Source organism: Nocardioides sp. NPDC057767, from assembly GCF_042798275.1.
In the GTDB taxonomy this organism is placed as follows: domain Bacteria; phylum Actinomycetota; class Actinomycetes; order Propionibacteriales; family Nocardioidaceae; genus Nocardioides.
On record NZ_JBHVKJ010000064.1, the window covers coordinates 1 to 21,208 of the forward strand.

21 protein-coding genes are annotated in these 21,208 nt (G+C 68.8%); 8 read left to right on the forward strand and 13 right to left on the reverse strand.

The features are described 5' to 3' along the window. Positions 1–431 (reverse strand): carboxyl transferase domain-containing protein (locus tag ACFVDI_RS24535; protein WP_378911396.1); only part of this gene is annotated, 431 nt, incomplete at its 3' end. 85 nt (positions 432–516) lie between these two features. On the opposite strand from ACFVDI_RS24535, the gene ACFVDI_RS24540 reads away from it, so the two are divergent. Continuing rightward, the gene (locus ACFVDI_RS24540; protein ID WP_378911397.1) at positions 517–1,188 is read left to right on the forward strand and encodes a TetR/AcrR family transcriptional regulator; all 672 of its coding nucleotides are present in this window, start codon (positions 517–519) and stop codon (positions 1,186–1,188) included. A 395-nt stretch (positions 1,189–1,583) separates the two neighbouring features. Here ACFVDI_RS24540 and ACFVDI_RS24545 read toward each other — a convergent pair whose 3' ends face one another. Further along, positions 1,584–2,477: a LysR family transcriptional regulator gene (locus ACFVDI_RS24545; protein WP_378911398.1), complete on the reverse strand. Its 894-nt coding sequence runs from the start codon at positions 2,475–2,477 to the stop codon at positions 1,584–1,586. 101 nt (positions 2,478–2,578) lie between these two features. On the opposite strand from ACFVDI_RS24545, the gene ACFVDI_RS24550 reads away from it, so the two are divergent. The 4 genes from ACFVDI_RS24550 to ACFVDI_RS24565 all read left to right on the forward strand — a co-directional run bounded on the left by ACFVDI_RS24550 (position 2,579) and on the right by ACFVDI_RS24565 (position 6,893). Continuing rightward, complete coding sequence (locus ACFVDI_RS24550) at positions 2,579–3,556, forward strand: DMT family transporter (RefSeq protein ID WP_378911399.1); 978 nt, start codon at positions 2,579–2,581, stop codon at positions 3,554–3,556. Continuing rightward, positions 3,553–5,070: a leucyl aminopeptidase gene (locus ACFVDI_RS24555; RefSeq protein WP_378911400.1), complete on the forward strand. Its 1,518-nt coding sequence runs from the start codon at positions 3,553–3,555 to the stop codon at positions 5,068–5,070. The genes ACFVDI_RS24550 and ACFVDI_RS24555 overlap by 4 nt, the downstream gene beginning before the upstream one ends. After that, on the forward strand, positions 5,067–5,963 hold the full coding sequence (locus tag ACFVDI_RS24560) for a PhzF family phenazine biosynthesis isomerase (protein ID WP_378911401.1): 897 nt from the start codon (positions 5,067–5,069) through the stop codon (positions 5,961–5,963). Before ACFVDI_RS24555 ends, ACFVDI_RS24560 begins: the two co-directional genes overlap by 4 nt. 111 nt (positions 5,964–6,074) lie before the next feature. Next, the gene (locus tag ACFVDI_RS24565; RefSeq protein ID WP_378911402.1) at positions 6,075–6,893 is read left to right on the forward strand and encodes an arylamine N-acetyltransferase; all 819 of its coding nucleotides are present in this window, start codon (positions 6,075–6,077) and stop codon (positions 6,891–6,893) included. 14 nt (positions 6,894–6,907) lie between these two features. On the opposite strand, the gene ACFVDI_RS24570 is transcribed toward ACFVDI_RS24565, so the two are convergent. Continuing rightward, positions 6,908–7,348: a hypothetical protein gene (locus ACFVDI_RS24570; RefSeq protein WP_378911403.1), complete on the reverse strand. Its 441-nt coding sequence runs from the start codon at positions 7,346–7,348 to the stop codon at positions 6,908–6,910. Continuing rightward, on the reverse strand, positions 7,335–7,706 hold the full coding sequence (locus ACFVDI_RS24575; RefSeq protein ID WP_378911404.1) for a hypothetical protein: 372 nt from the start codon (positions 7,704–7,706) through the stop codon (positions 7,335–7,337). Before ACFVDI_RS24575 ends, ACFVDI_RS24570 begins: the two co-directional genes overlap by 14 nt. A gap of 285 nt (positions 7,707–7,991) precedes the next feature. On the opposite strand from ACFVDI_RS24575, the gene acnA reads away from it, so the two are divergent. Then, positions 7,992–10,679: an aconitate hydratase AcnA gene (acnA, locus tag ACFVDI_RS24580; RefSeq protein ID WP_378911405.1), complete on the forward strand. Its 2,688-nt coding sequence runs from the start codon at positions 7,992–7,994 to the stop codon at positions 10,677–10,679. A 75-nt stretch (positions 10,680–10,754) separates the two neighbouring features. On the opposite strand, the gene ACFVDI_RS24585 is transcribed toward acnA, so the two are convergent. Together ACFVDI_RS24585 and ACFVDI_RS24590 are read right to left on the reverse strand one after the other, a co-directional pair. Continuing rightward, positions 10,755–11,441 (reverse strand): hypothetical protein, encoded by a 687-nt coding sequence (locus ACFVDI_RS24585; RefSeq protein WP_378911406.1) that lies wholly within the window; start codon positions 11,439–11,441, stop codon positions 10,755–10,757. Next, positions 11,438–11,665, reverse strand: coding sequence for a hypothetical protein (locus ACFVDI_RS24590; protein WP_378911407.1), 228 nt, complete (start codon positions 11,663–11,665; stop codon positions 11,438–11,440). Before ACFVDI_RS24590 ends, ACFVDI_RS24585 begins: the two co-directional genes overlap by 4 nt. Before the next feature lie 88 nt (positions 11,666–11,753). Here ACFVDI_RS24590 and ACFVDI_RS24595 point away from each other — a divergent pair, with 88 nt between their 5' ends. Further along, positions 11,754–12,059, forward strand: a complete 306-nt coding sequence (locus ACFVDI_RS24595; protein WP_378911408.1) for an MTH1187 family thiamine-binding protein — start codon at positions 11,754–11,756, stop codon at positions 12,057–12,059. 14 nt (positions 12,060–12,073) lie between these two features. Here ACFVDI_RS24595 and ACFVDI_RS24600 read toward each other — a convergent pair whose 3' ends face one another. The 4 genes from ACFVDI_RS24600 to ACFVDI_RS24615 all read right to left on the reverse strand — a co-directional run bounded on the left by ACFVDI_RS24600 (position 12,074) and on the right by ACFVDI_RS24615 (position 17,965). Beyond that, complete coding sequence (locus ACFVDI_RS24600) at positions 12,074–12,565, reverse strand: (2Fe-2S)-binding protein (RefSeq protein WP_378911409.1); 492 nt, start codon at positions 12,563–12,565, stop codon at positions 12,074–12,076. An 11-nt stretch (positions 12,566–12,576) separates the two neighbouring features. Further along, complete coding sequence (locus ACFVDI_RS24605; protein ID WP_378911410.1) at positions 12,577–14,898, reverse strand: molybdopterin cofactor-binding domain-containing protein; 2,322 nt, start codon at positions 14,896–14,898, stop codon at positions 12,577–12,579. 207 nt (positions 14,899–15,105) lie between these two features. Further along, positions 15,106–16,614 carry a long-chain fatty acid--CoA ligase gene (locus tag ACFVDI_RS24610; RefSeq protein WP_378911411.1) on the reverse strand — a complete coding sequence of 503 codons (1,509 nt, stop codon included), beginning with the start codon at positions 16,612–16,614 and terminating at the stop codon, positions 15,106–15,108. Positions 16,615–16,639: 25 nt separating this feature from the next. Then, positions 16,640–17,965, reverse strand: a complete 1,326-nt coding sequence (locus tag ACFVDI_RS24615) for an MFS transporter (RefSeq protein WP_378911412.1) — start codon at positions 17,963–17,965, stop codon at positions 16,640–16,642. Between the two features lie 148 nt (positions 17,966–18,113). Here ACFVDI_RS24615 and ACFVDI_RS24620 point away from each other — a divergent pair, with 148 nt between their 5' ends. Continuing rightward, a complete protein-coding gene (locus ACFVDI_RS24620; RefSeq protein ID WP_378911413.1) occupies positions 18,114–19,346 on the forward strand; it encodes a PucR family transcriptional regulator in 1,233 nt (410 codons plus the stop codon). Here ACFVDI_RS24620 and ACFVDI_RS24625 read toward each other — a convergent pair. From ACFVDI_RS24625 to ACFVDI_RS24635, 3 genes are read right to left on the reverse strand one after another with little or no spacing between them, the layout of a single operon-like run. Next, positions 19,343–19,555: a hypothetical protein gene (locus ACFVDI_RS24625; protein ID WP_378911414.1), complete on the reverse strand. Its 213-nt coding sequence runs from the start codon at positions 19,553–19,555 to the stop codon at positions 19,343–19,345. The genes ACFVDI_RS24620 and ACFVDI_RS24625 overlap by 4 nt on opposite strands. Positions 19,556–19,601: 46 nt before the next feature. Further along, positions 19,602–20,294 carry a phosphonatase-like hydrolase gene (locus ACFVDI_RS24630; RefSeq protein WP_378911416.1) on the reverse strand — a complete coding sequence of 231 codons (693 nt, stop codon included), beginning with the start codon at positions 20,292–20,294 and terminating at the stop codon, positions 19,602–19,604. Next, the gene (locus tag ACFVDI_RS24635) at positions 20,291–21,049 is read right to left on the reverse strand and encodes a GntR family transcriptional regulator (RefSeq protein ID WP_378911417.1); all 759 of its coding nucleotides are present in this window, start codon (positions 21,047–21,049) and stop codon (positions 20,291–20,293) included. The genes ACFVDI_RS24630 and ACFVDI_RS24635 overlap by 4 nt, the downstream gene beginning before the upstream one ends. Between the last annotated feature and the right edge of the window lie 159 nt (positions 21,050–21,208).

The following is a 21,208-nucleotide window of genomic DNA, read 5'->3' on the forward strand; positions in this document are numbered from 1 at the left end:
GCGCCCTCGTTGATCCCGATCAGCGGGGAGCCGGTCTTGATCGCGAGGTCCATGATCTTGGTGATCTTCTCGCCGTAGACCTCGCCCAGCGACCCACCGAAGACGGTGAAGTCCTGGGAGAAGACGCAGACCTGGCGGCCGTCGATGGTGCCGTAACCGGTCACCACGCCGTCGCCGAAGGGGCGGTTCTTCTCCAGCCCGAACGCGGTGGACCGGTGGCGGGCCAGCTCGTCGACCTCCTGGAAGGACCCCTCGTCGAGCAGCATGTCGATGCGCTCGCGGGCGGTCTGACGTCCCTTCGCGTGCTGCTTCTCGACAGCCTTCGCGGAACCGGCGTGGACGGCCTCGTCGAGACGACGCTCCAGCTCGGCCAGCTTCCCGGCGGTCGTATGCAGATCGATGACCGGTTCGTTGGTGGGTTCGGCGCTCAACGAAAACTCCTTGTGAACTTCAGTGTCATTGAATGAGACTAAGTGTCATAGGGCATGATGTCCAGGGATCAATCCAAGGAGAGTGATGGCAGCAGCGCGTGACGAGATCTCGGACGCGGCATTCCGCCTGTTCGGCATCCAGGGATACGCGGCTACCTCGGTCGACGACATCGCGTCCGAGGCCGGCGTCAGCCGCAGCACCTTCTTCCGCTCCTTCGGGTCCAAGGAAGCGGTGATCTTCCCCGACCACGATGAGATTCTCGGCCGGGTCGAAGAACGATTGCGTTCCTCGCCCGCCGACGCGGGTCTTGCGGCGGTCACGGACGCGGTCAAGATCGTGTTGTTCCACTACGTCGCGGAGGGTGAACGTGCGCGGGAGCGCTATGGGCTGACCTCCACCGTGCCGGCGCTCCGTGAGCGTGAGCTGGTGAGCGGCGCCCGCTACCAGCGCCTCTTCCGTCGCTACCTGAGTCACTGGGCCGATGCCTCGCCAGAAGCGGAGCTCCGTGCCGAAATGACAGCAGCGGCAGTCGTCGCGGCACACAACCGCGTACTTCGCCGATGGCTCCGGCGGGAGTGCACGGACCCTCAGCGAGAGATCGAGCAGGCACTGGCCGCGGTCCACCGCACCTTCGCGGACGAGAGCGAGGCATCGATCGGGATGCTCGTCGTCCCGGCCGGCGTTCCCGCCTATGCCGTCGAAACGGCAGTGAAGAGGGCGCTCGAAGGCATCTCTGTTCGAAGCGTCGATCAGTAAGGTCGGCCAGGGCGGCTTGAGGTGGACCCGACGCCGTGCTCCCGGACGGTGACGACACGTCGGTCGAGGATGACATTGGCAAGTCAGTCACGCCGGGACCGTCGACCAGAACCCCATGTCTGTGAGCCGCGAATAAGTCAACGGGGCTCGGAATGGGCTCGCTATGGTGCGCAAAGGTCCGCAATCGTGTGCTGGCGCCAGCGGAGGCGTGAGACGATGTCACCGCAGGTCAGCAGATAGTCCTGGCTCAAGAAAGCGGGCAATCGCAACGGATCGCGTTCACGCTGACCAGCATCAAGGCCTTCCCGATGACCCACCACGTCGAGGCCGTCGCGCTGCTGACGAAGTGACCTCTGAGCTGCGGTGATGCGAACCGGACCTGGTCGAGACCTGATTCAGGTCCTTCCGACCTCGGTCAAGGCGCTCACCATCGCACGCACAGCGGGCTGGTTCAGCGAGACCTCACGAGCCGCGGCGTAGATCGACCTGACTGGTTCGGGCTGCTTCACCCGCCGTGTGATCACGCCCGGATGGCGGGTGCCGAGTCCGAGCCTGGGAATCAGACTGACGCCGAGACCGGCGGCGACGAAACCCTGAGCCGTGGCGTAGTCCTCTGACTTGGCCACGAAGTCCGGGGTGAAGCCCGCCGCCGCGCAGGCGTTGATGATCGGCTCGAGGCACGGGCCGGGCGGTTCGCTGCCTACCCATGGTTCGCCGGCGAGATCGACGAGGCTGATCTCCTCCTGCTCCGCGAGCCGGTGTCCGAGGGGCAGCACGGCTTGATAGGCGTCATCGACGAGATGCGCAAGGCCGATGCCCGCAGGCCTGTCCGCTCCAGCGCCGCGCACCACGATCGCCACGTCGGCATCGCCCTGCTCGACCTCGAGCAACGGATCGTCGAGGCCGGTGAGCGTGGGATCGATCGCGATGCCTGGGTGCGCATCCCGCACCCGGGCGAGGGCTGGAGCCAGCAGAGTGGGTCCGACGGAGGCGAAGTAGCGGATCGCCAACCTGCCGGTACGACCGGCGCGGAGGTCGGCGATGGCCGTCTCGGCCTCCGCGACCCGCTCGCTGATGATCGCTGCGTGGGTGGTGAGCAGGCGTCCCGCTGCGGTGGGACGCACGCCCCGACCGATGCGCTCGAGGAGCACGGTCCCGACCTCCTTCTCCAGGGCCGCGACCTGCTGGCTGACGGCGGAGGGGGTGTAACCCAGGTGCGCCGCCGCTGCTGTGATCGACCCGCTGGTGACCACGGCCCGTAGGGCCTGCATACGCCTGAGCTCGATCATGTAGAAGACCTTAACAGTCGTCCAGAATCGTTTGCTTTTCCTTTCGTGTTTTGTCCGGCACCGTTCCTGGGACAGGTCACCGAGAACGGGACAGGAGCGCAGTGGACAGGTTGTGGACGTGGGCGCAGATCGGCCTGCTGGCGTTGTTGTGGGGATCGACGTTCCTCTGGATCGAGCTCGCCCTCGAGGTCCTGGCGCCTGTCCAGGTGACCTTGGTCCGATGCGTGCTCGGCTCGGCCACGCTGTTGCTCGCCTGTGCTGCGGTGGGTCGACGCCTCCCGCGCGATCCAGCGACCTGGGGCCACGTCTTCGTGGCCGCCCTCTTCTGCAACGCGCTGCCGTTCGCCATGTTCAGCGTGGGGCAACAGAGCATCCACTCGGGGGTTGCCGGTGTCTTGAACGCGACAACTCCGCTGTGGTCTCTGCTGATCGGCATCACCATCGGCCTCGAGCGTGGACCGCGACCGGGTCGGATGCTCGGACTGCTGCTCGGGTTCGCGGGCGTCATGCTGATCTTCGCTCCGTGGCAGCCGAACATGCCGATCGGTCGGGGTGCGCTGCCCGTCGTCGCTGCCGCCGTCAGCTACGCGATCGGCTTCGCCTACATGAGCCGTCATCTGGTCGGCACAGGCATTCCCACCATCTCGCTGTCGGCCGCGCAGCTCACCGCAGCCACGGGCCTGACGGCACTCACCCTGCCGTTCGGCGGGCTGGCTCCGGTCCAGCTCGATCTGCGGGCGATCGCCGTCCTGGCGATCTTGGGAACGGTCGCCACCGGAGCCACCTTCCACCTCACCTACAGGATCATCGCCGCCGAAGGCGCGACGAACGCCGCGGCGGTCGGTTACCTGTTGCCCGTCGTGTCGGTAGGGCTGGGGGCCATCCTGCTCGGCGAGGAGCTGAGCGCCCGGATCGTGCTGGGGATGACTGTCGTGCTCGCCGGGGTCGCTCTGACACGCCGGCGCACCACGGCCACGCCGCCAGCCCGAAACCTCGACGGCGGCCCCGTCAGTGACACCGTGAACACCCCGCTGATGATCCACCACACATCCCGGAAAGCCGAGGATCCTCGACCGTGACCAGACTGACCGTCACCACCGAACTCGCCGCGTCACAGCCGGCTGACTACATCGTGATCGGCGTAGTCAAAGGGGCAACGGGCCCGGCCCTGGCGCCCGGCGCAGCAGGGCTGGCGACCGCGTTCGACGCAGGGCTGGCCGAACGGCTCGCGGTCCTCGGCATGTCAGGAGCGGCGGGCGAGGTCGTGAAGCTTGCCGCGCCTCCTCGCACCAGTACCGAGTTGGTCCTCGCCGTCGGGTTGGGCGAGGGCCCAGACATCGGCGCCTGGTACGACACCGAGTCGCTGCGCCAGGCCGCCGGGACTGTGGCCCGCCACCTCGCCGGCGCCGCGGTAGCGGTGATCGCACTGCCAGTCAGAGGCGCCGAGTCCGTCGAGGCCGTCGCGTTGGGTGCCGTCCTCGGGGCCTACACGTTCAACGCGTATCGCACGGCCGGACACCAGAGGCCTGCGGTCGAGGAACTGGCCATCCTCGTCGACGGCGAGGACCGGTCGGTCGCGCAGGCCGCGGTGCGTCGAGCAGGAGTGATCGGCCGCGAGGTGAACCGGGCCCGTGACCTCGTCAACACGCCGGCCAACGACCTCTATCCGGAGACCTTCGCCGACACCGCGGCCGACGTCGGCAGACGACACGGGCTGACGGTCGACGTCCTCGACCACGAGGAGCTCGCAGCAGGTGGGTTCGGCGGCATCCTCGGAGTCGGCCAGGGCTCGGCCCGACCACCGCGGCTGGTTCGGATCACCCACACCCACCCCGAGGCAACGGCGACGCTTGCCCTGGTGGGCAAGGGCATCACGTACGACTCGGGTGGCATCTCGCTGAAACCGGTCGGCGCGAACGAGATCATGAAGCGCGACATGTCCGGCGCGGCCGCCGTCCTCGGTGCAGTCGTGGCCGCCGCCCGCCTCGGGCTGAAGGTCAACATCACCGGCTGGCTCGCGCTCGCGGAGAACATGCCATCCGGTTCTGCGCTCCGTCCTGGCGACGTGCTTCGCATGTACGGCGGGCGTACCGTCGAGGTGCTCAACACCGATGCCGAGGGACGCCTCGTACTCGCCGACACGCTGGTGCGCGCTGGTGAGGAGAAGCCGGACGCGATCGTCGACGTGGCCACGCTGACCGCCGCCATGCGGTTCGGCCTCGGTAACCACGTGTACGGAGTGATGTCCAACGACGACGCGTTCCGTGCTCAGGTGGTCGGTGCCGCCGGGGTGGCGGGCGAGCGGGCCTGGCCGATGCCGCTGGTGCCCGAGCTGCGCAAGAGCCTGGACTCACGAGTTGCCGACATCGCCAACTTCGGCGATCGGATGGGCGGCGGTCTGGTGGCGGGCCTGTTCCTCCAAGAGTTCGTCCCTCCTGGCATTCCCTGGGCGCACCTCGACATCGCCGGTCCCGCGTTCCACGAGGGCGAGCCCTACGGCTACACCCCCGACGGTGGCACCGGGTGCGCCGTGCGTACGCTCGTGCAGGTGGCCGAGGGGCTCGCATCCGAGGCGGAGGCCGACCGACGATGAGAACCCTCTACCAGGTGGACGCCTTCACCAGCACCCCCTTCACCGGAAACCCGGCTGGCGTGGTTCTCGGCGCGGACGGCATGACGGACTCCGAGATGCTTGCGGTCGCCCGGGAGCTGAACAACTCCGAGACGGCCTTCGTGCTGTCCGCCGACTCCGCCGACCACGACGTCCGAGTGCGGTTCTTCACCCCGACGACCGAGGTCCCGACCTGCGGGCACGCCACCGTCGCAACTCACTTCGCTCGTGCCGTCGAGCACGCCTTGCCTTCGGGGACACTGGTGCAGAAGACGGGCAGCGGGCTGCTGCAGCCGGTCGACATCGTGCGCGAGGGCGATCGAGTGTCGATCAGCATGCACCAGGGAAGGGCTACGTTCGGACCGCAGCTCGGCGGTGAGCAGGTGGATCGACTGCTGAGGGCACTCGGCGCCGACCTGCACGATCTGGCGGACAGCGGTCCCGTGCAGGTCGTCTCGACCGGCCACTCCAAGGTCCTGGTCGAGCTCCGCAGCCGAAGTGCTGTCGACGGTCTGCGACCAGACCTCGCAGCATTGTCCCTGCTCAGCAGCGAGGTCGGCAGCAACGGGTTCTTCGTCTTCACGCGCGACACCTGTCACTCCCGCATACTCACCTGGGCACGCATGTTCGCGCCCGCCATCGGCATCACCGAGGATCCGGTGACCGGCAACGGGCACGGGCCGCTCGGCGCCTACCTGGTCCACCACGGCATCGTCCAGCCGGCCGCAGGCACCTTCTCCTTCACCGGGCGCCAAGGCGTGGCCATGGGAAGGCCGGGCGACGTGCGCGTCACCGTCGAGGCGCGGGCCGACCACCAGCTCGTCTCGATCGCTGGTCAGGCCGCGACGGCGTTCCGAGCCGACCTGGACATCTGAGGTGACCGGTCATCGTCATCGTCATCGTCATGGCCACCGTCGGGCCCGGAGCACAGCCGGCCGCGCCGGATATCGGTTGCGTGTCGGGGGCATCGGCGTTGAGATGCTGTCGTGAGCGATGATCTGTGGGGCACCGACCGGCTCGACCTGACGGCGTATCTGGACCGGATCGGGGTGGCCGAGCCGCCCGGCCCGTCGCGCGAGACGCTCGACGAGGTCTACGACGCCCACCTGCGCACTTTCACCTTCGACAACATCGACGTGCTGCTCGAACAGCATCCCGGCGTCGACCTGCCTGACGTGCAGGCGAAGTTCGCCGGCCGGGGGAGAGGCGGCTACTGCTTCGAGCACGGCACGCTTCTCGCTGCGGTGCTGGACCGGCTCGGCTTCGCCGTCGAGCGGCGCCTCGCGCGGGTCGGCGACGACCCGACCGCGGCGGGACGTACGCATCTGGTGGTCGTGGTCGACCTCGACGGGGAGCGGCTGCTGGCCGATCCCGGGTTCGGGCTGAGCCTGTGGCGGCCGATCCCGCTGGTCGACGGCGCGGTCGATGAGGTGCGCGGCATCAGCCACCGGGTGCGGTGGGGCGAGCACGGCTGGGCGCTGGAGCGGGCCAAGGACGACGGGTGGGAGCTGATGCACACCCACGACGAGGCGCTGGTCGTGCCGAGCGACGTCGCGCTCGGCCACCACTACACCAGCACTTACCCGACGGTGCACTTCCGCCACCGGCTGATCATGACCAAGCTCCTCGCGGACAGACACCTCAGTCTCACCCACAACACCGTCACCATCCGGCGCGAGGGCGAGGACACCGAGCACCGCGAGATCGGGCTCGAGGAGGTGATGGGCTACCTCGAGCAGGCCGAGGTGCCGCTCACCGACCAGGAGCGTGGGCGCCTTCGCGAGCGGCTGGCGACCCTCGCCTGAGGCGAGAGGCGGCGCTACCCGCGCGACCTCTCCTGCTCGTCCCTGATGATCCGCATCGCCATGGTGGGGTCCTCGGAGAGGTCGGTGATCAGCTGACGACGGTCCAGGACGGCCTCGTCGAGGTGCGGGCCCAGGGTGCCCAGCAGCTCGCCGGTCGTCGTGGCCGGCAACGCGTTGAGCATCCGCCGGCCGCGCCGGCCGGAGCTGGGCACCACGCGCGCGAGTGCACCGGCCACCGACCGGGTCGCTTCCGCGAAGGGCGCGGTGATCTGGTCCGTGATCGGGCTGAGCCAGTCGGCGGCACGATCGGCCTCGGCACGGGACGTGCGCGCCTTCAGGTCCCCGAGGCGTACGTCCTCCAGGGCGCGCTCGAGGCGACGCTGCTCCGCGAAGGCGAGGCCGACGACGACGGCGGAGGCGAGGGCGCCGAGCAGGGCGAGGCTAGCGACCAGCATGGACCTTGACCTCGGCCACGACGCCCTCGTCGGCGAGCCGCTCGCGCAGTGACTCGGCAGCTTGGTCGTAGACCATCTTCGAGAGCAGCGCCGGCCGCACCTTGTGCAGCATGGTCGCCGCCTTGGTCTGGGCGGAGGCGAGCTCGAGCGGGTTGAGGATGCGGATGCTCAGCACCCGCTCCTCGGGCGGAAGCTCGGCATAGGCGGTGCGTGGCGCCGAGATGTCGGCCTGCTCCAGACGCCACAGCAGGCCGATGGTCTCGGCACGCAGCGCCTTGTTGGCGCGCCGCAGGCGCCAGGCGACAGCGGCGGCGGCCACGGCGATCACGAGCGCCACGACGGCGATCAGGGTGCTCAAGGCTCTCCTCGCATCACTTCGTGCCCGACGAGTTGCGGCCCGACGGGTGGCCCGGTCGGACCAATCATGGAGTATCCGAGGATCGCTGTCAGCGGCGGTGGTCACAACCCGGCACGCCGGGTGATTCGAATTGTCGTTCGACATCATGTATCTTGATATCAAGAGATCAGGCGAGCGATCGCCGCAAAAGGTTAGGTGAGCCTTTGTTTTCCCGGCGCGGGTGGCCGGGGCAGGATGGGCTTCAAAGACTTGAGAACGTACGTCACTGTGGACGCGAGCAAGGAGATGAACGCGTTGGCCAGCAAGGACAGCTTCGGTGCCAAGAGCACCCTGGACGTGGACGGTAAGTCCTACGAGATCTTCCGCCTGGATGCGGTCAAGGGTGAGGGCCTCGACGTCGCGTCGCTGCCCTTCTCGTTGAAGGTGCTGCTGGAGAACCTCCTGCGCACCGAGGACGGCGCGAACATCACCGCCGACGACATCAAGGCGCTGGCGGGCTGGGACGAGACCGCCGAGCCCGACAAGGAGATCCAGTACACGCCGGCGCGCGTGATCATGCAGGACTTCACCGGCGTGCCCTGCATCGTCGACCTGGCGACCCTGCGCGAGGCCGCGGCCGAGCTCGGCGGCGACCCGACCAAGATCAACCCGCTCTCGCCGGCCGAGATGGTCATCGACCACTCCGTGATCGCCGAGGTCTTCGGCACCCCGGAGGCCTTCGAGCGCAACGTCGAGATCGAGTACGAGCGCAACCGCGAGCGCTACCAGTTCCTGCGCTGGGGCCAGACCGCCTTCGAGGACTTCAAGGTCGTCCCGCCGGGCACCGGCATCGTCCACCAGGTCAACATCGAGCACCTGGCCCGCACCGTCTTCACCCGTGAGGTCGACGGCGAGCTGCAGGCCTACCCCGACACCTGCGTCGGCACCGACTCCCACACCACCATGGTCAACGGCCTGGGTGTCCTCGGCTTCGGCGTGGGCGGCATCGAGGCCGAGGCCGCGCTGCTCGGCCAGCCGGTCTCCATGCTGATCCCGCGCGTGGTCGGCTTCAAGCTCCACGGCGACCTGCCCGAGGGCTCGACCGCCACCGACCTGGTCCTCACCATCACCGAGATGCTGCGCAAGCACGGTGTGGTCGGCAAGTTCGTCGAGTTCTACGGCGCCGGCGTGACCGCGCTGCCGCTGGCCAACCGCGCCACCATCGGCAACATGTCGCCGGAGTTCGGGTCCACCATCGCGATCTTCCCGGTCGACGAGGAGACCATCAACTACCTCAAGCTCACCGGCCGCTCCGAGGAGCAGCTGGCGCTGGTGGAGAAGTACGCCAAGGAGCAGGGCCTCTGGCACGACCCGGCCGCCGAGCCGCGCTACTCCGAGACCCTCGAGCTCGACCTCTCCACCGTCGTCCCGAGCATCGCCGGCCCGAAGCGTCCGCAAGACCGCGTCGAGCTCACCGACGCCAAGACCTCCTTCGAGGGCCACCTGCCGTCCTACACCTCCAAGACCGACGCCAAGATCCCGGTCAAGCTGGCAGACGGCACCGAGTTCGAGCTGGAGAACGGCGCGGTCACGATCGCCTCGATCACCTCCTGCACCAACACCTCCAACCCGTCGGTCATGATCGGCGCCGCGCTGCTGGCGAAGAAGGCCGTCGAGAAGGGCCTGACCCGCAAGCCGTGGGTCAAGACCACCCTGGCGCCCGGCTCCAAGGTCGTCACCGACTACTACGACAAGGCCGGGCTCACCCCCTACCTGGAGAAGGTCGGCTTCAACCTCGTCGGCTACGGCTGCGTGACCTGCATCGGCAACTCGGGCCCGATCATCCCCGAGGTCTCCGCCGCGGTGAACGACAACGACCTCGCCGTCGTCTCGGTCCTCTCCGGCAACCGAAACTTCGAGGGTCGGATCAACCCCGACGTGAAGATGAACTACCTCGCGTCGCCGCCGCTGGTCATCGCCTACGCCCTGGCCGGCAACATGAACATGAACCTGTTCGAGGACGCGCTGGGCCAGGACCAGGACGGCAACGACGTCTTCCTCAAGGACATCTGGCCGACCCCGGCCGAGGTCGAGGAGACCATCGCCACCGCGATCTCCTCCGACATGTTCACGAAGGACTACGCCGACGTGTTCGCGGGCGACGAGCGCTGGCAGAACCTGCCGACCCCGACCGGTGACACCTTCACCTGGGACGAGGAGTCGACCTACGTCCGCAAGGCCCCCTACTTCGAGGGCATGGCGAAGACCCCGTCCCCGGTGACGGACATCGAGGGTGCCCGCGTCCTGCTGAAGCTGGGCGACTCGGTCACCACCGACCACATCAGTCCCGCGGGCAACATCAAGAAGGACTCGCCCGCCGGCAAGTACCTCCTCGAGCACGGCGTCGAGCAGCGTGACTTCAACTCCTACGGCTCGCGTCGAGGCAACCACGAGATCATGATCCGCGGCACCTTCGCCAACATCCGGATCAAGAACCAGGTCGCCCCGGGCACCGAGGGTGGCTACACCCGCGACTTCACCCAGCCCGACGCTCCGGTCAGCTTCATCTACGACGCCGCCCAGAACTACGCCGCGGCCGGCACCCCGCTGGTCGTCCTCGGCGGCAAGGAGTACGGTTCCGGATCCTCGCGCGACTGGGCGGCCAAGGGCACCTCGCTCCTGGGCGTCAAGGCCGTCATCACCGAGTCGTTCGAGCGCATCCACCGCTCCAACCTCATCGGCATGGGCGTCATCCCGCTGCAGTTCCCGGCGGGCCAGAACGCCGACAGCCTCGGCCTGACCGGTGAGGAGACCTTCTCGATCTCCGGTATCACCGCGCTCAACGAGGGCGTCACCCCGAAGACGGTCAAGGTCACCACCGACACCGGTGTCGAGTTCGACGCGGTCGTCCGCATCGACACCCCGGGTGAGGCCAACTACTACCGCAACGGCGGCATCCTGCAGTACGTGCTGCGCAGCCTGGTCAACAACTGACCCAGCTGGTCGAACGGCCCGTCATCCGCGAGGGTGGCGGGCCGTTCGCGGTCCGTCCTATCCGGAGGTGGCGTCTCAGGCCAGCGACGCGATCCGGGCGCGGCTGTCTTCGCTCAGCGCGAGAAGCAGTGCGTCGAAGGCGTCGGTGTGGTCGGGGCCGGATGCCGCGATCTCGGTCACGGTCTCGTCGGGCAGGCCGGCGAGGAGGGGGTCGATCACCGAGGGCTCGTCGATGAACAGCGCGAGCCGGAGGATCTCTGCGCCCGAGGCGCCGTCGACGACCTTCAGCGAGGTCTCGGGGCCCACGACACCGGTGAACCTGGCCAGGGTCAGCAGATGTCCGTCGGCCAGGAGCCGGCGGCCGACATCGACGACCAGGCCACGGTCGAGCCTGGCGATGATCGCCTCGACACGGCTCGGGTCGAGGTGTACGGAGAGCTCGGCGAGGAACTCCGGCTTCAGGTGGCCGGCCAGCTTCGCGGCGTCGGCCGGGTCCATCACCGCAGCCACCCGGGCGCTGAGCATGGGGCCCATCGCGATCTCGGTGATCTTCGCGGTGACGGCAGCGGGGAGCTTCTTGCTGACCGCTGCGAGCCCCTTCACCCGGGACTCGTGACGGCTGAACATGGCGTGCGAGACGATCCCGCGCAGGTCGCGGAGGTCGTCTGGGGAGGTGGTGGCGAGGAAGGCGAGCTCGGCCTCGTCCACATGCATCTCGTGGGCGAGCTTGGTGATCTCGAGCGCACTCGTCAGGGCGGTCATCGGCTGCCTCCGAGCATCTTCTGGACGACGCCGCGCAGCATCTTCGGCACCAGCTTCAGCGCCTCGTCGAGGGAGGCCTCGAACGCCTTGTCCTCCGCGATCATCGCGCCCTGGGCCAGATCGTTGAACCGGCCCAGCTGCTGGTCGTCGTACGCCTCCAGCGGCGCGAGCCGCGTGGCCGGCACGCCCAGCGTGGCAGCGAGCCGGTCGAGTCCCTCACTCATCGATTCCTCTCTCGCCGGCTGTGGCACCTTCGGCCGCCGGCGGCGCCACTATATGCAGCCGCGGGAAGCGTTTGGATAGTGTTTCGACATGCTCGTCGCCTTCTCGATCGCCCCGACGACCACCGACGACCCCGATGGCTCGGTGGCCGCATCCGTCGCGGAGGCGATCCGCATCGTCCGCGAGTCCGGACTGCCCAACGAGACCAACGCCATGTTCACCAACCTGGAAGGTGAGTGGGACGAGGTCATGGGTGTCATCAAGCAGTGCGTCGACGCGGTCGCCGCCGTCTCCTCGCGGGTCGGGCTGGTGCTCAAGGCCGACATCCGGCCCGGCTACACCGGCCAGCTCACCGCGAAGGTCGAGCGGATCGAGCAAGAGCTCTCCGGGGACTGACCCCCGGAGAGCTCTCAGAGCCCGCGGGCCATCGCATCCTGTCCGGTCTTGATGGCCTCCCGGATCTTCGAGTAGGTGCCGCAGCGGCACACGTTGCGGATCGTGTCGAGGTCGGCCTCGTTGATGGCGCGCCCCTCCGCACGGACCTTGTTGACGAGCGCGACCGCGGCCATGATCTGGCCGGGCTGGCAGTAGCCGCACTGGGCGACGTCGTGCTCGAGCCAGGCCTCCTGCATCGGGTGCAGGCCGTCTCCGGGGGCCGTGTCGGCCAGGCCCTCGATGGTGGTGATCTCGTCGTCGGCGCCGATGTCGGCGACGCGCACCGCGCAAGGGTTGAACGCCTTGCCGTTGATGTGCGACGTACAGGCCTTGCAGACGTTGATGCCGCAGCCGTACTTCGGGCCGGTGACACCGAGGACGTCACGCAGGACCCACAGGATGCGTACGTCGTCCTCGACGTCGACGGTGACGGTCTCGCCGTTGAGCTGGAAGGTGTGTGAAGGCATCGCAGGGGACCTCAGAACGTGTAGGCGAGGCCGTCGGTCGGCGACTCGGGGACGGGCGGGATGAAGGACTTGGGCTTGAAGTGGAGCGGCTCGTTGAAGTTGATCGGGAACTCCGTGGGCATCTCGCCGGTGGCCCGGGCGTAGGCGCAGGCCACGGCGGCCATCGAGGCGGCCACACCGGCCTCACCGACACCGCCCGGCTGGTCGCCGTTCGACTCCATCACCTCGACCTCGAACTCGAACGGCGTGTTCCACTGCCGGGTGTAGGCCGAGTTGTCCCAGCTGGCCTCCAGGAACTGACCGTCGACCAGGTGGTTGCTGTAGGTCAGCGCCTGGCACATCCCGTCGGAGAAGCCGCCCATCATCTGGGCCTTCACCCCGGCCGGGTTGATCACCAGGCCGACGTCGGCGACCACGACCGCCTTGGTGACCCGAGGCCCCGTGACGGCGTTGCGCACCTCCCGGTTGACCGTCTCGGGGCGGCAGTCGATCTCCACGAGCACCGCGGTGGCGCCCTTGTACTCCTTGTGGACGGCGATGCCCTGCGCCGTGCCGGCGGGCATCGAGCGTCCCCAGTCACCGATCTCGGCAGCGCGGTCGAGGACCCGCTTGACGGTGTCGCTCTTGAGGTAGTTGCGCCGGAAGGTCACCGGATCCTGCTTCAGCTTCTTGGCGAGCTGGTCGACCATCAGCTCGCTGGCGGTGGCGACGTCGGGGGAGTAGATGTTGCGCACCGAGCTGGTGTTGAACCGGTCGACCTCCGGCTTCGGCTCGTTGAGCAGCTGGGTGACGACCCCGAAGTTGTAGGGCATCTCCTGGCTGAGCAGGAAGATCGACTCCGAGAAGCTCAGGTTCGACAGGCCGGTCGGCAGCGCCGCCACCTCGGCGGTCAGCCGCTCCCCGAGCCCATGGGTGAAGTCACAGGCAACGCTGGCGTGGCGCTGCTCGAAGGTGAGCACGCTGCCGGCCAGCACTGTCGCCCGGATCTGGGAGACGGCCATCGGGTGCACCCGGCCCTGGCGCGGCTCGTCGGCGCGGTGCCACATCAGCTTGACCGGCGCACCGAACTCCTTGGACGCGTGCGCGGCCTCGACCGCGGCGTCGCTGAACAGCTTGCGCCCGAAGGAGCCACCGCCCTGGACCACGTTGACCGTCACGTCGGTCTGTGCGATCCCGAGCGCCTTGGCGATCCGGCCCTGGGCGTCGATCGGCGACTTCAGACCGCCCCAGACGGTGGCCTTCCCGTCGCGTACGTCGGCGACCGCGCAGTTGGGCTCGAGAGCCGAGCCGCTGCGGAAGTGGAAGGTGAACTCGCCGTCGACCGACGTGGCGCCGACCTTGGGCACCGCGAGCGGGATCTGCCCCGCCTTGAGCTCGGCCTGGATGTCCTTGGCAGACATGGTGGTCACGGTGCCGGAGTTCCAGGTGACGTCCAGCGCCCGCACGGCGTCGATGCACTGACCGAAGGTCTTGGCGCGGACCGCGACGCCGGTCGGGATGATCGCGACGTGGGTGACGCCGGGCATCTTCTCGACCTCGTCCTTGTTCCTGATCTTGTCCGGGGTGCCGTTGAGCTCGGGCGCCCGGCAGACCATCGTGGGCAGTGCGCCCGGGATGTCGAGGTCCATCGCGAACTTCTTCTTGCCGGTGACCGCCGCGCGCGCGTCGACGCGGCGGTGCGGCTTGCCGACGATGGCGTGCTTCGAGGTCTCCTTCAGCTCGACCTCGACCTTCTCGGTCGTCGGCTTCGCCGCCTTGGCGGCCGCCTCGCCATAGGTCACCGAGGACCCGTCAGGAGCGCTGATCACGCCGTCCTTGGAGATCAGCTGCGTCACCGTGCCCCCGAGCATGATCGCGGCTGCCTCGAGCAGCGCCTTGCGGGCGATCGCGGCGGCGACGCGGACCGGGGTGTACATCGAGATGATCGTGTTGGAGCCGCCGGTCAGCTGGTTGAAGAGCAGCTCGGGGCGGGCCGGCGCCAACGTGACGTGCACGCGGCCGAGCGGCAGGTCCAGCTCCTCGGCGATCAGCATCGAGATGGCCGTGGTGATGCCTTGGCCGACCTCCATCCGGGGCAGCGCGAAGTGGGCGTGGCCCTTCTCGTCGACCTCGATCGCGATCAGGTTCGACGTCGGCGCCGCGCAATGCGTCAAGAAGTCGTTGAGGTCGTAGAGCTCGGGTACCTGGGGCACCGACGGGATCGGTACCGCCTGGGCGGCGGAGGGCGTGAGGCCCAGATCGGCGGCGGCGATCAGGGTCGCGCCTCCGATGACGTATCCGACGAACGAGCGTCTGGAGACCCGAGACGGGCCCTCAGCGGGATGGTTCTCCATGGTGTGTTCACTCCTGGTGGGCGGGCCGAGAAAGTTGTGACCCTCGACACATAGCACCATTCAGCAGCCGCAGAGCGTTTGGGAAGGGCGCGTCGGGAAATGTGTGAGGTCGCGATAAATCGCCTGGGGACGGGCTATATATGGATCAGATGCCTGGCTGGGTATCGATCGTGGAGGGGTTCTGAGGCCGGGTTTCTGGCGCCGGCCTCAGGTGCCGGTGCTGGGTCGGGTCAAGTCGCTCGGAGGGTCGACCTCGCGGCGCAGGATCTTGCCGGTCGGACCCTTGGGCAGCTCCGACATGATCCAGACGTGACGCGGGTACTTGTACGCCGCGACCCGCTCTTTCACGAAGTCCCGGATCTCTTCGACCGAGGCCGTCGCCCCGGCCTTGAGCGACACCGCGGCGCCCACCTCCTCGCCGAGCTCGGGATGCGGCACGCCGACGACGGCTGCCTCGGCGACGGCAGGGTGCTCGTAGACGACCTCTTCGATCTCGCGGGGATAGACGTTGTAGCCGCCGCGGATGATGAGCGACTTCTTGCGGTCGACGATGTAGTAGTAGCCGTCATCGTCGCGCCGGCCGAGGTCGCCGGTACGTAACCAGCCGTCGACCACCGTCTCGGCGGTGACCTCGGGCAGCTGCCAGTAGCCCTTCATCACGTTGGGTCCCTTGATGAGGATCTCGCCGACCTCGCCGGGCGGGACCTCGCTGCCGTCGTCGGCGACCAGCATGAGCTGGACGTCGCGGACCGGGACGCCGACCGAGCCCGCCCGGCGTTCGAGGTGCGGGTGGTTGAAGCAGGCCACCGGCGAGCTCTCCGAGAGGCCGTAACCCTCGAGGATCGTGCAGTCGAACGTCTCCTCGAACTTGTGGAGCAGCTCCACCGGCAGCGGTGCCCCGCCGCAGATGCAGGTGCGCAGGCTCGAGACGTCGAAGGAGCCGGCGTCCGCGGCGTGCAGCATCCCGGCGTACATCGTCGGGACGCCCTCGAAGACCGTGACCCGGTCCCGGCCGATCACCTCGAGCGCGGCCATGGCGTCGAAGCGGGGGATCAGGGTCAGGCAGGCCCCGGCCTGGACCGCGGTGTTGAGGCCGCAGGTGAGGCCGAAGACATGGAAGAGCGGCAGGCATCCCATCACCACGTCCTCGGGGCCGACCTCGATCAGCGTGTCGCGGGTGACGGCGGCGTTGCCGCCGAGGTTGTCGTGGGTCAGCTCGGCCCCCTTCGGGCGGCCGGTGGTGCCGGAGGTGTAGAGGATCACCGCCGTGTCGGACGCCGTACGCGGCACCGGCCGGGCCCTCGCCCCGGCCGGCGGCACGTGTGCGCTGCCCGGGGCGACGGTGACGGCGGTCGCGCCCTGGGCGGCCGCTGCTGCGTACGCCTCGTCGGCCAGCTGCTCGTCGACGAAGAGGAAGCGCGCGCCGGAGTCCTCGAGGTGGAACCCGATCTCGCGGGACTTGAGCAGCGGGTTCATCGGCACGACGATCCCGCCGGCGAGGAGCACGCCGTAGAAGTGCACCGGGAAAGCCGGTACGTTCGGCAGGACGAGGCCGACCCGGTCGCCGGGCTCCAGGCCCTGTTCGTTCAGCCACTGCGCCACTGCCGAGGCCTGGGCGAGGAGGTCGGTGTAGTCGAGCACCTCGTCGTCGAGGCGGACGGCCGGACGGTCCGGATACCGCTGCGCCGCATCGATCAGGTGGGTGGCGAGGTTCATCATGTGACTCCTGCTGGGTAGGGGTTCAGGCGGTCGCGGCCGGGGCGACGGGGTCGGCGTCGAGTGCCTGGCCTCGGGTCTCACGCAGGGCGATGAGGCAGGCTGTGCTGAGCACGGCGAGCGCGGTGACGAAGCCGGCGAGTCCGCTGGTGCCCCAGCGTTCGAGCAGCGCGCCACCGATCACGAGCGGCAGCGCTCCGCCGATGATCCCGGCCAGGTTGTACGCCATCCCGGCGCCGGTGTAGCGATACTCGGCCCGGAACAGCTCCGGAAGGTACGCAGCGGCCGGGCCGTAGGGGATGCCGATGGCGATCATCAGCACGATCAGCGCGATGGTGAAGGAGGCGGCGTTGCCGGGCGTCAGGATCGCGAACGCCACCGGGCCGGCGACCAGTCCGAAGACGGTCCCGCTCATCAGCACCGCGCGGCGCCCGATGCGGTCGGAGAGCACTGCAGACCCGATCACCGCGACGCAGAGCACGAGGCCGGCGACCATGTTGGCGGTGAGCATCTGGTTGAGGGTGAGACCGAGGCCGTTCTCCTCGGGTGGCTTGGTCGCGATGCCGCCGAGGAAGACGATGGCGAGGTAGAAGGCCCCGAAGGTCATCGCGAGCATCCCGCCGCCGAGCACCACCTGCTTCCACTGGTCGCGCAGAGCGGCGGCGAACGGGAAGGAGACCGTCGTCCTGGAGGCGGTGACCTTCGAGAACGAGGGCGTCTCGGCGATGTTGAGCCGAACCCACAGGCCGAGCCCGATGAGCACGATGCTGATCAGGAACGGCACCCGCCAGGCCCACTGCTGGAAGGCGGCGAGGCCGATCACCTGGATGGTGAGCAGGAAGGTGCCGCTGGCGATGATCACGCCGAGGCCGGGGCCGAGCTGCGGGAACAGGCTGTAGCGTCCGCGCTTGCCCGCGTCGGCGTACTCGGAGGTGAGCAGCGCCGCGCCGGCCCACTCGCCGCCGAGCGCGGTGCCCTGCGTCGCCCGCAGGAGCACCAGCAGCAGCGGCGCCGTCGCGCCGATCGTGGCGGCCGTCGGGATCAGGCCGATCGCGAAGGTCGCTCCGCCCATCATGAGCAGTGTCGTCACCAGGGTGCGCTTGCGGCCGAGCCGGTCGCCGAAGTGCCCGAACACCACGGCGCCCAGCGGGCGGAAGACGAAGGCGACCCCGAACGTCGCGACTGCTGCCCAGGTGCCTGCGGCGGTGCCGAGCGAGGGGAAGAAGAGTGGTGCGAAGACCAGCGCGGCGGCATAGCCGTAGATGAGGAAGTCGTAGAACTCGATGGTCGTGCCGACCAGCGATGCCATCGCGATCCGTGACATCGACCGGGTCTGGGTCGTTGTGCTCATGTGCCTGCCTCTGTGTCCGTCCTGCCGAGTGCGACAGGATGTCGGGTGTGACAGACATCACTGTGCGGTCGATGATGGTGTCAGGGCCACGAGTGCGAGCCACAGAACTTGTTGTTGTTCGACCACAAACGTCCGCAAGGAGGTCGCGATGAGCACCGAGCCGATCAAGCGCATCGTCGCGGGTGTCCGGGATGGTCTGCCCGATACGGTCGAGCTCTTCCTGAAGCGCACCTGGGAGCAGGTCCCGGCCTACTCGGCCAGTGCGGACCCCAATCTACGAAGCGATGTCGGTCGCCACGCCGAGGCGGTCTTCCGGGCGGTGCTCACCACCCTCGAGGAGGGGCGTGCCGCCGTCCGCGAGGACTTCCCCCAGAGTGCCGGCCAGGCGGCCAACCGGGTCCGTCAGGGCGTTGCGCTCGCCGACTTCCTGCAGGCCTTCCGCCTCGGGCAGGTCGCCCTGTGGGAGCGCATCGTCGACATCGCCGCCGACGACCCGGAGACCAGCCGCGCGGCCCTGCTCACGGCCTCCCACGTGATGCAGGTGATCGAGGTCGGCAGCACGGTCGCCGCCGAGGCCTACCTCGACACCCAGCAGCTCGAGCTCGCCGAGGGTGACCGGATCCGGCGAGACCTCGTCGAGGATCTCCTGGCCGGGCGTGAGGTCCCGGCGGGTCCGAGGCTCGATGTCGCCCGCAAGTGCGGCCTGGAGCGCGACGGACGGTCGGTCGTGATCGTCGCTGTCCCGGTGCGTCCGCTGCGCGTCGGGCAGAGCCTGCGCGAGGCGCTCCGGATCATCCGCACCGAGCTCGGTCCGGCGCAGGAGGGCGTCGCGGTGATCCAGCAGGAGCAGATGGTCGGGATCCTGCCGGTGGCCACCGACGACGTGCAGGCGCTCGTTCCCGACCTGCGCCGGGTGCACCGCCAGCTCGCCCGGCAGGGCATCGATCTCGCGGTCGGCGTCAGCACGGTCCACGTCGGGTGGTCCTCCGTCCCCGCGGCGTACGCGGAGGCGGGGATCGCCCGCGACTCTCTCGGTGACGTGCCCGGCGTGGTCGCGCTGCCGATGCTCTCGACCGTCGACTACCTCGTCCTGCGCGAGGACCCGACGGTGCGTCGACTCATCCGTCCGGAGCTGCGTCAGTTCGTCACCGAGGACCTCGCGCGTGACGGGGCGATGATCGAGACGATGCTGGCTTACGTCGCCAGCGACCTCAACGCGAAGCTGGCCGCCGAGCGCCTGCACATGCACGTCAACACGGCCTACTACCGGCTCGAGCGGATCGCCGAGCGCACCGGCTGCGACCTGCGCCGGTTCGCCGACGTCGAGGAGCTCGTCTTCGCGATCAGGCTCCTCACCGAGCCGCGGGGCGCGAGGTCCTAGACCGCGTCCGGCTTCCGGCCGTAGAACCAGTAGACCGCCGCACCGAGCAGGTTGGTGCTGCCCCACAGCCGCCACAGGAGCCGCGGTCCGCGGATCTCGTCGTCCGAACGCTTCTGCAGGTCACGCAGGATCACCGGGGCGACTGCCGCCTGGGCGGCGAGCGCGCCGGTGGTCAGGATCGCCTTCTTCTGCTTCTTGGTCAGTGCCATGACGCCAGTCTTTGCCTTGGTTTGTGCCCAGTCAAGGGACGTACGTCTACAGGAGTGTCGGCAGGTCGGCGGTGGAGGGGAGGAGGTGGGTGTGGGGCTCGGTGGCGAGCTGCTCGTGCGCGAAGGAGCCGGTGGCGACGCCGACGACGAACCCGGCCCCGGCGTTGGTGCCGGCGCCGAGGTCGTTGGGGGTGTCGCCGGCGACCAGCACGCGGCGTACGTCGGTGACGCCGGTGGCCTCCATGCAGCGGAAGACGAGGTAGGGGGCGGGGCGGCTGGCGGGGACGAGGTCGGAGGTGACGACGGCGTCGACGGTCGAGTCGGGACCCGGGCCGACGGTCCAGCCGAGGCCGTCGAGGATGGCGGCGGCGATCTCGGCCGAGTAGCCGGTCTGCAACGCCACCAACACCTCGCGCGAGCGCAGCGCCTCGAACATCTCCATGACACCGGGGAACGGCTGCGGCGGGGTCTCGCGGTAGGCGGTGACGAGGCGCTCGCCGAAGCCGTCGAAGATCTTGTCGACCTGTGCGGTGCTCGGGTCCTGACCGAGTCCGCGCAGCAGGCCCTGGATCGCCTCCCGCTTCGAGGTGCCCTTCCACTTCAGCAACAGGTCGTGGGGGACCGGCTCGCCGGCGGCGTCGGCGACGGTCGACTCGAGCACGTCGTAGACCAGCCCGCCCTCGTCGACGGTGGTGCCGGCCATGTCCAGGGCGGCAAGATCGAAAGCGCGGGCGGTCACGAGATCTCCTTGAGGATGCGTACGTCGGTGCTGATCCCCGCGGCGGACGGGCGGGTGTTGTCGATGGTGAAGGTGACGCGGTCGGGCCGGTAGCGGTCGTCGGCGTACTCCAGCGGTGTGCCGTCGGCGGCGGTCGCCCGGCGGCGCTCGCGCAGCAGCGGGCTGCCGACGGCGATGTCGAGCAGGTCGGCGTCGGTCTCGTCGGCGGCGACCGCGTCCATGGTGTGCCGGGCTCCGTGCAGATCCACGCCGGCGTTGGTGAGGTAGGCGTAGAGCGACCCGGAGTCGGGGTCGAAGTCGAAGAGCAGCCGTCCGACCCTCTCGACGAAGGTGCTGCGCTCGAGCATCGCGGGACGGCCGTCGAGGAGGCGGAGCCGGAGCACGTCGACGACCGGGTCGCCCTCGTCGATGTCGAGCGCCTCGGCGGCCGCTGCGGTGGCGCCGCGCCGGGCGACCTCGATGGTGCGCTGGCCCGCGGCGCGGCCGATCTGCTGCACCCAGGCGCTGAACGAGATCAGCTGCTCGAAGGGCTGGCCGAGGGCGGTGTCGCGCACGGTCGGCGGACGCCCCTGACCGCCGGTGAGCAGGCCCTCGCGGCGCAGGGTCGCCAGCGCTGTGCGGATGGTGCCCCGGGAGGCCCCGAACTGCTCGCACAGCTGCGCCTCCGAGGGGATCGGTGCGCCGGTCGGCAGCTCGCCGCCGATGATCCGGGCGCGGATGGTCTCGGCGACCTGGGTGTGCAACGGACTGCTCATGCCAGCAGGCTACAACTTGATCAGACAAGTGTGCGCGCGGCCATGATGAACAGGAGGAGAACGCTGGTCAAGCCGGGTTCGATAGGGAAAACGAGCGGTTAACTTGTCTGTACATGTTCGCTCGAGGTGTTGACCGGGCTCGTGCCGAGCAGGAGTGTT

Excerpts from the sequence above, each read along its gene's own strand:
- ACFVDI_RS24540 (WP_378911397.1), top strand. The coding sequence starts at position 517 with ATGGCAGCAGCGCGTGACGAGATCTCGGACGCGGCATTCCGCCTGTTC.
- ACFVDI_RS24545 (WP_378911398.1), bottom strand. The coding sequence starts at position 2,477 with ATGATCGAGCTCAGGCGTATGCAGGCCCTACGGGCCGTGGTCACCAGC.
- ACFVDI_RS24560 (WP_378911401.1), top strand. The coding sequence starts at position 5,067 with ATGAGAACCCTCTACCAGGTGGACGCCTTCACCAGCACCCCCTTCACC.
- ACFVDI_RS24570 (WP_378911403.1), bottom strand. The coding sequence starts at position 7,348 with ATGCTGGTCGCTAGCCTCGCCCTGCTCGGCGCCCTCGCCTCCGCCGTC.
- acnA (WP_378911405.1), top strand. The coding sequence starts at position 7,992 with ATGAACGCGTTGGCCAGCAAGGACAGCTTCGGTGCCAAGAGCACCCTG.
- ACFVDI_RS24585 (WP_378911406.1), bottom strand. The coding sequence starts at position 11,441 with ATGACCGCCCTGACGAGTGCGCTCGAGATCACCAAGCTCGCCCACGAG.
- ACFVDI_RS24590 (WP_378911407.1), bottom strand. The coding sequence starts at position 11,665 with ATGAGTGAGGGACTCGACCGGCTCGCTGCCACGCTGGGCGTGCCGGCC.
- ACFVDI_RS24595 (WP_378911408.1), top strand. The coding sequence starts at position 11,754 with ATGCTCGTCGCCTTCTCGATCGCCCCGACGACCACCGACGACCCCGAT.
- ACFVDI_RS24600 (WP_378911409.1), bottom strand. The coding sequence starts at position 12,565 with ATGCCTTCACACACCTTCCAGCTCAACGGCGAGACCGTCACCGTCGAC.
- ACFVDI_RS24605 (WP_378911410.1), bottom strand. The coding sequence starts at position 14,898 with ATGGAGAACCATCCCGCTGAGGGCCCGTCTCGGGTCTCCAGACGCTCG.
- ACFVDI_RS24610 (WP_378911411.1), bottom strand. The coding sequence starts at position 16,614 with ATGAACCTCGCCACCCACCTGATCGATGCGGCGCAGCGGTATCCGGAC.
- ACFVDI_RS24615 (WP_378911412.1), bottom strand. The coding sequence starts at position 17,965 with ATGAGCACAACGACCCAGACCCGGTCGATGTCACGGATCGCGATGGCA.
- ACFVDI_RS24620 (WP_378911413.1), top strand. The coding sequence starts at position 18,114 with ATGAGCACCGAGCCGATCAAGCGCATCGTCGCGGGTGTCCGGGATGGT.
- ACFVDI_RS24625 (WP_378911414.1), bottom strand. The coding sequence starts at position 19,555 with ATGGCACTGACCAAGAAGCAGAAGAAGGCGATCCTGACCACCGGCGCG.
- ACFVDI_RS24635 (WP_378911417.1), bottom strand. The coding sequence starts at position 21,049 with ATGAGCAGTCCGTTGCACACCCAGGTCGCCGAGACCATCCGCGCCCGG.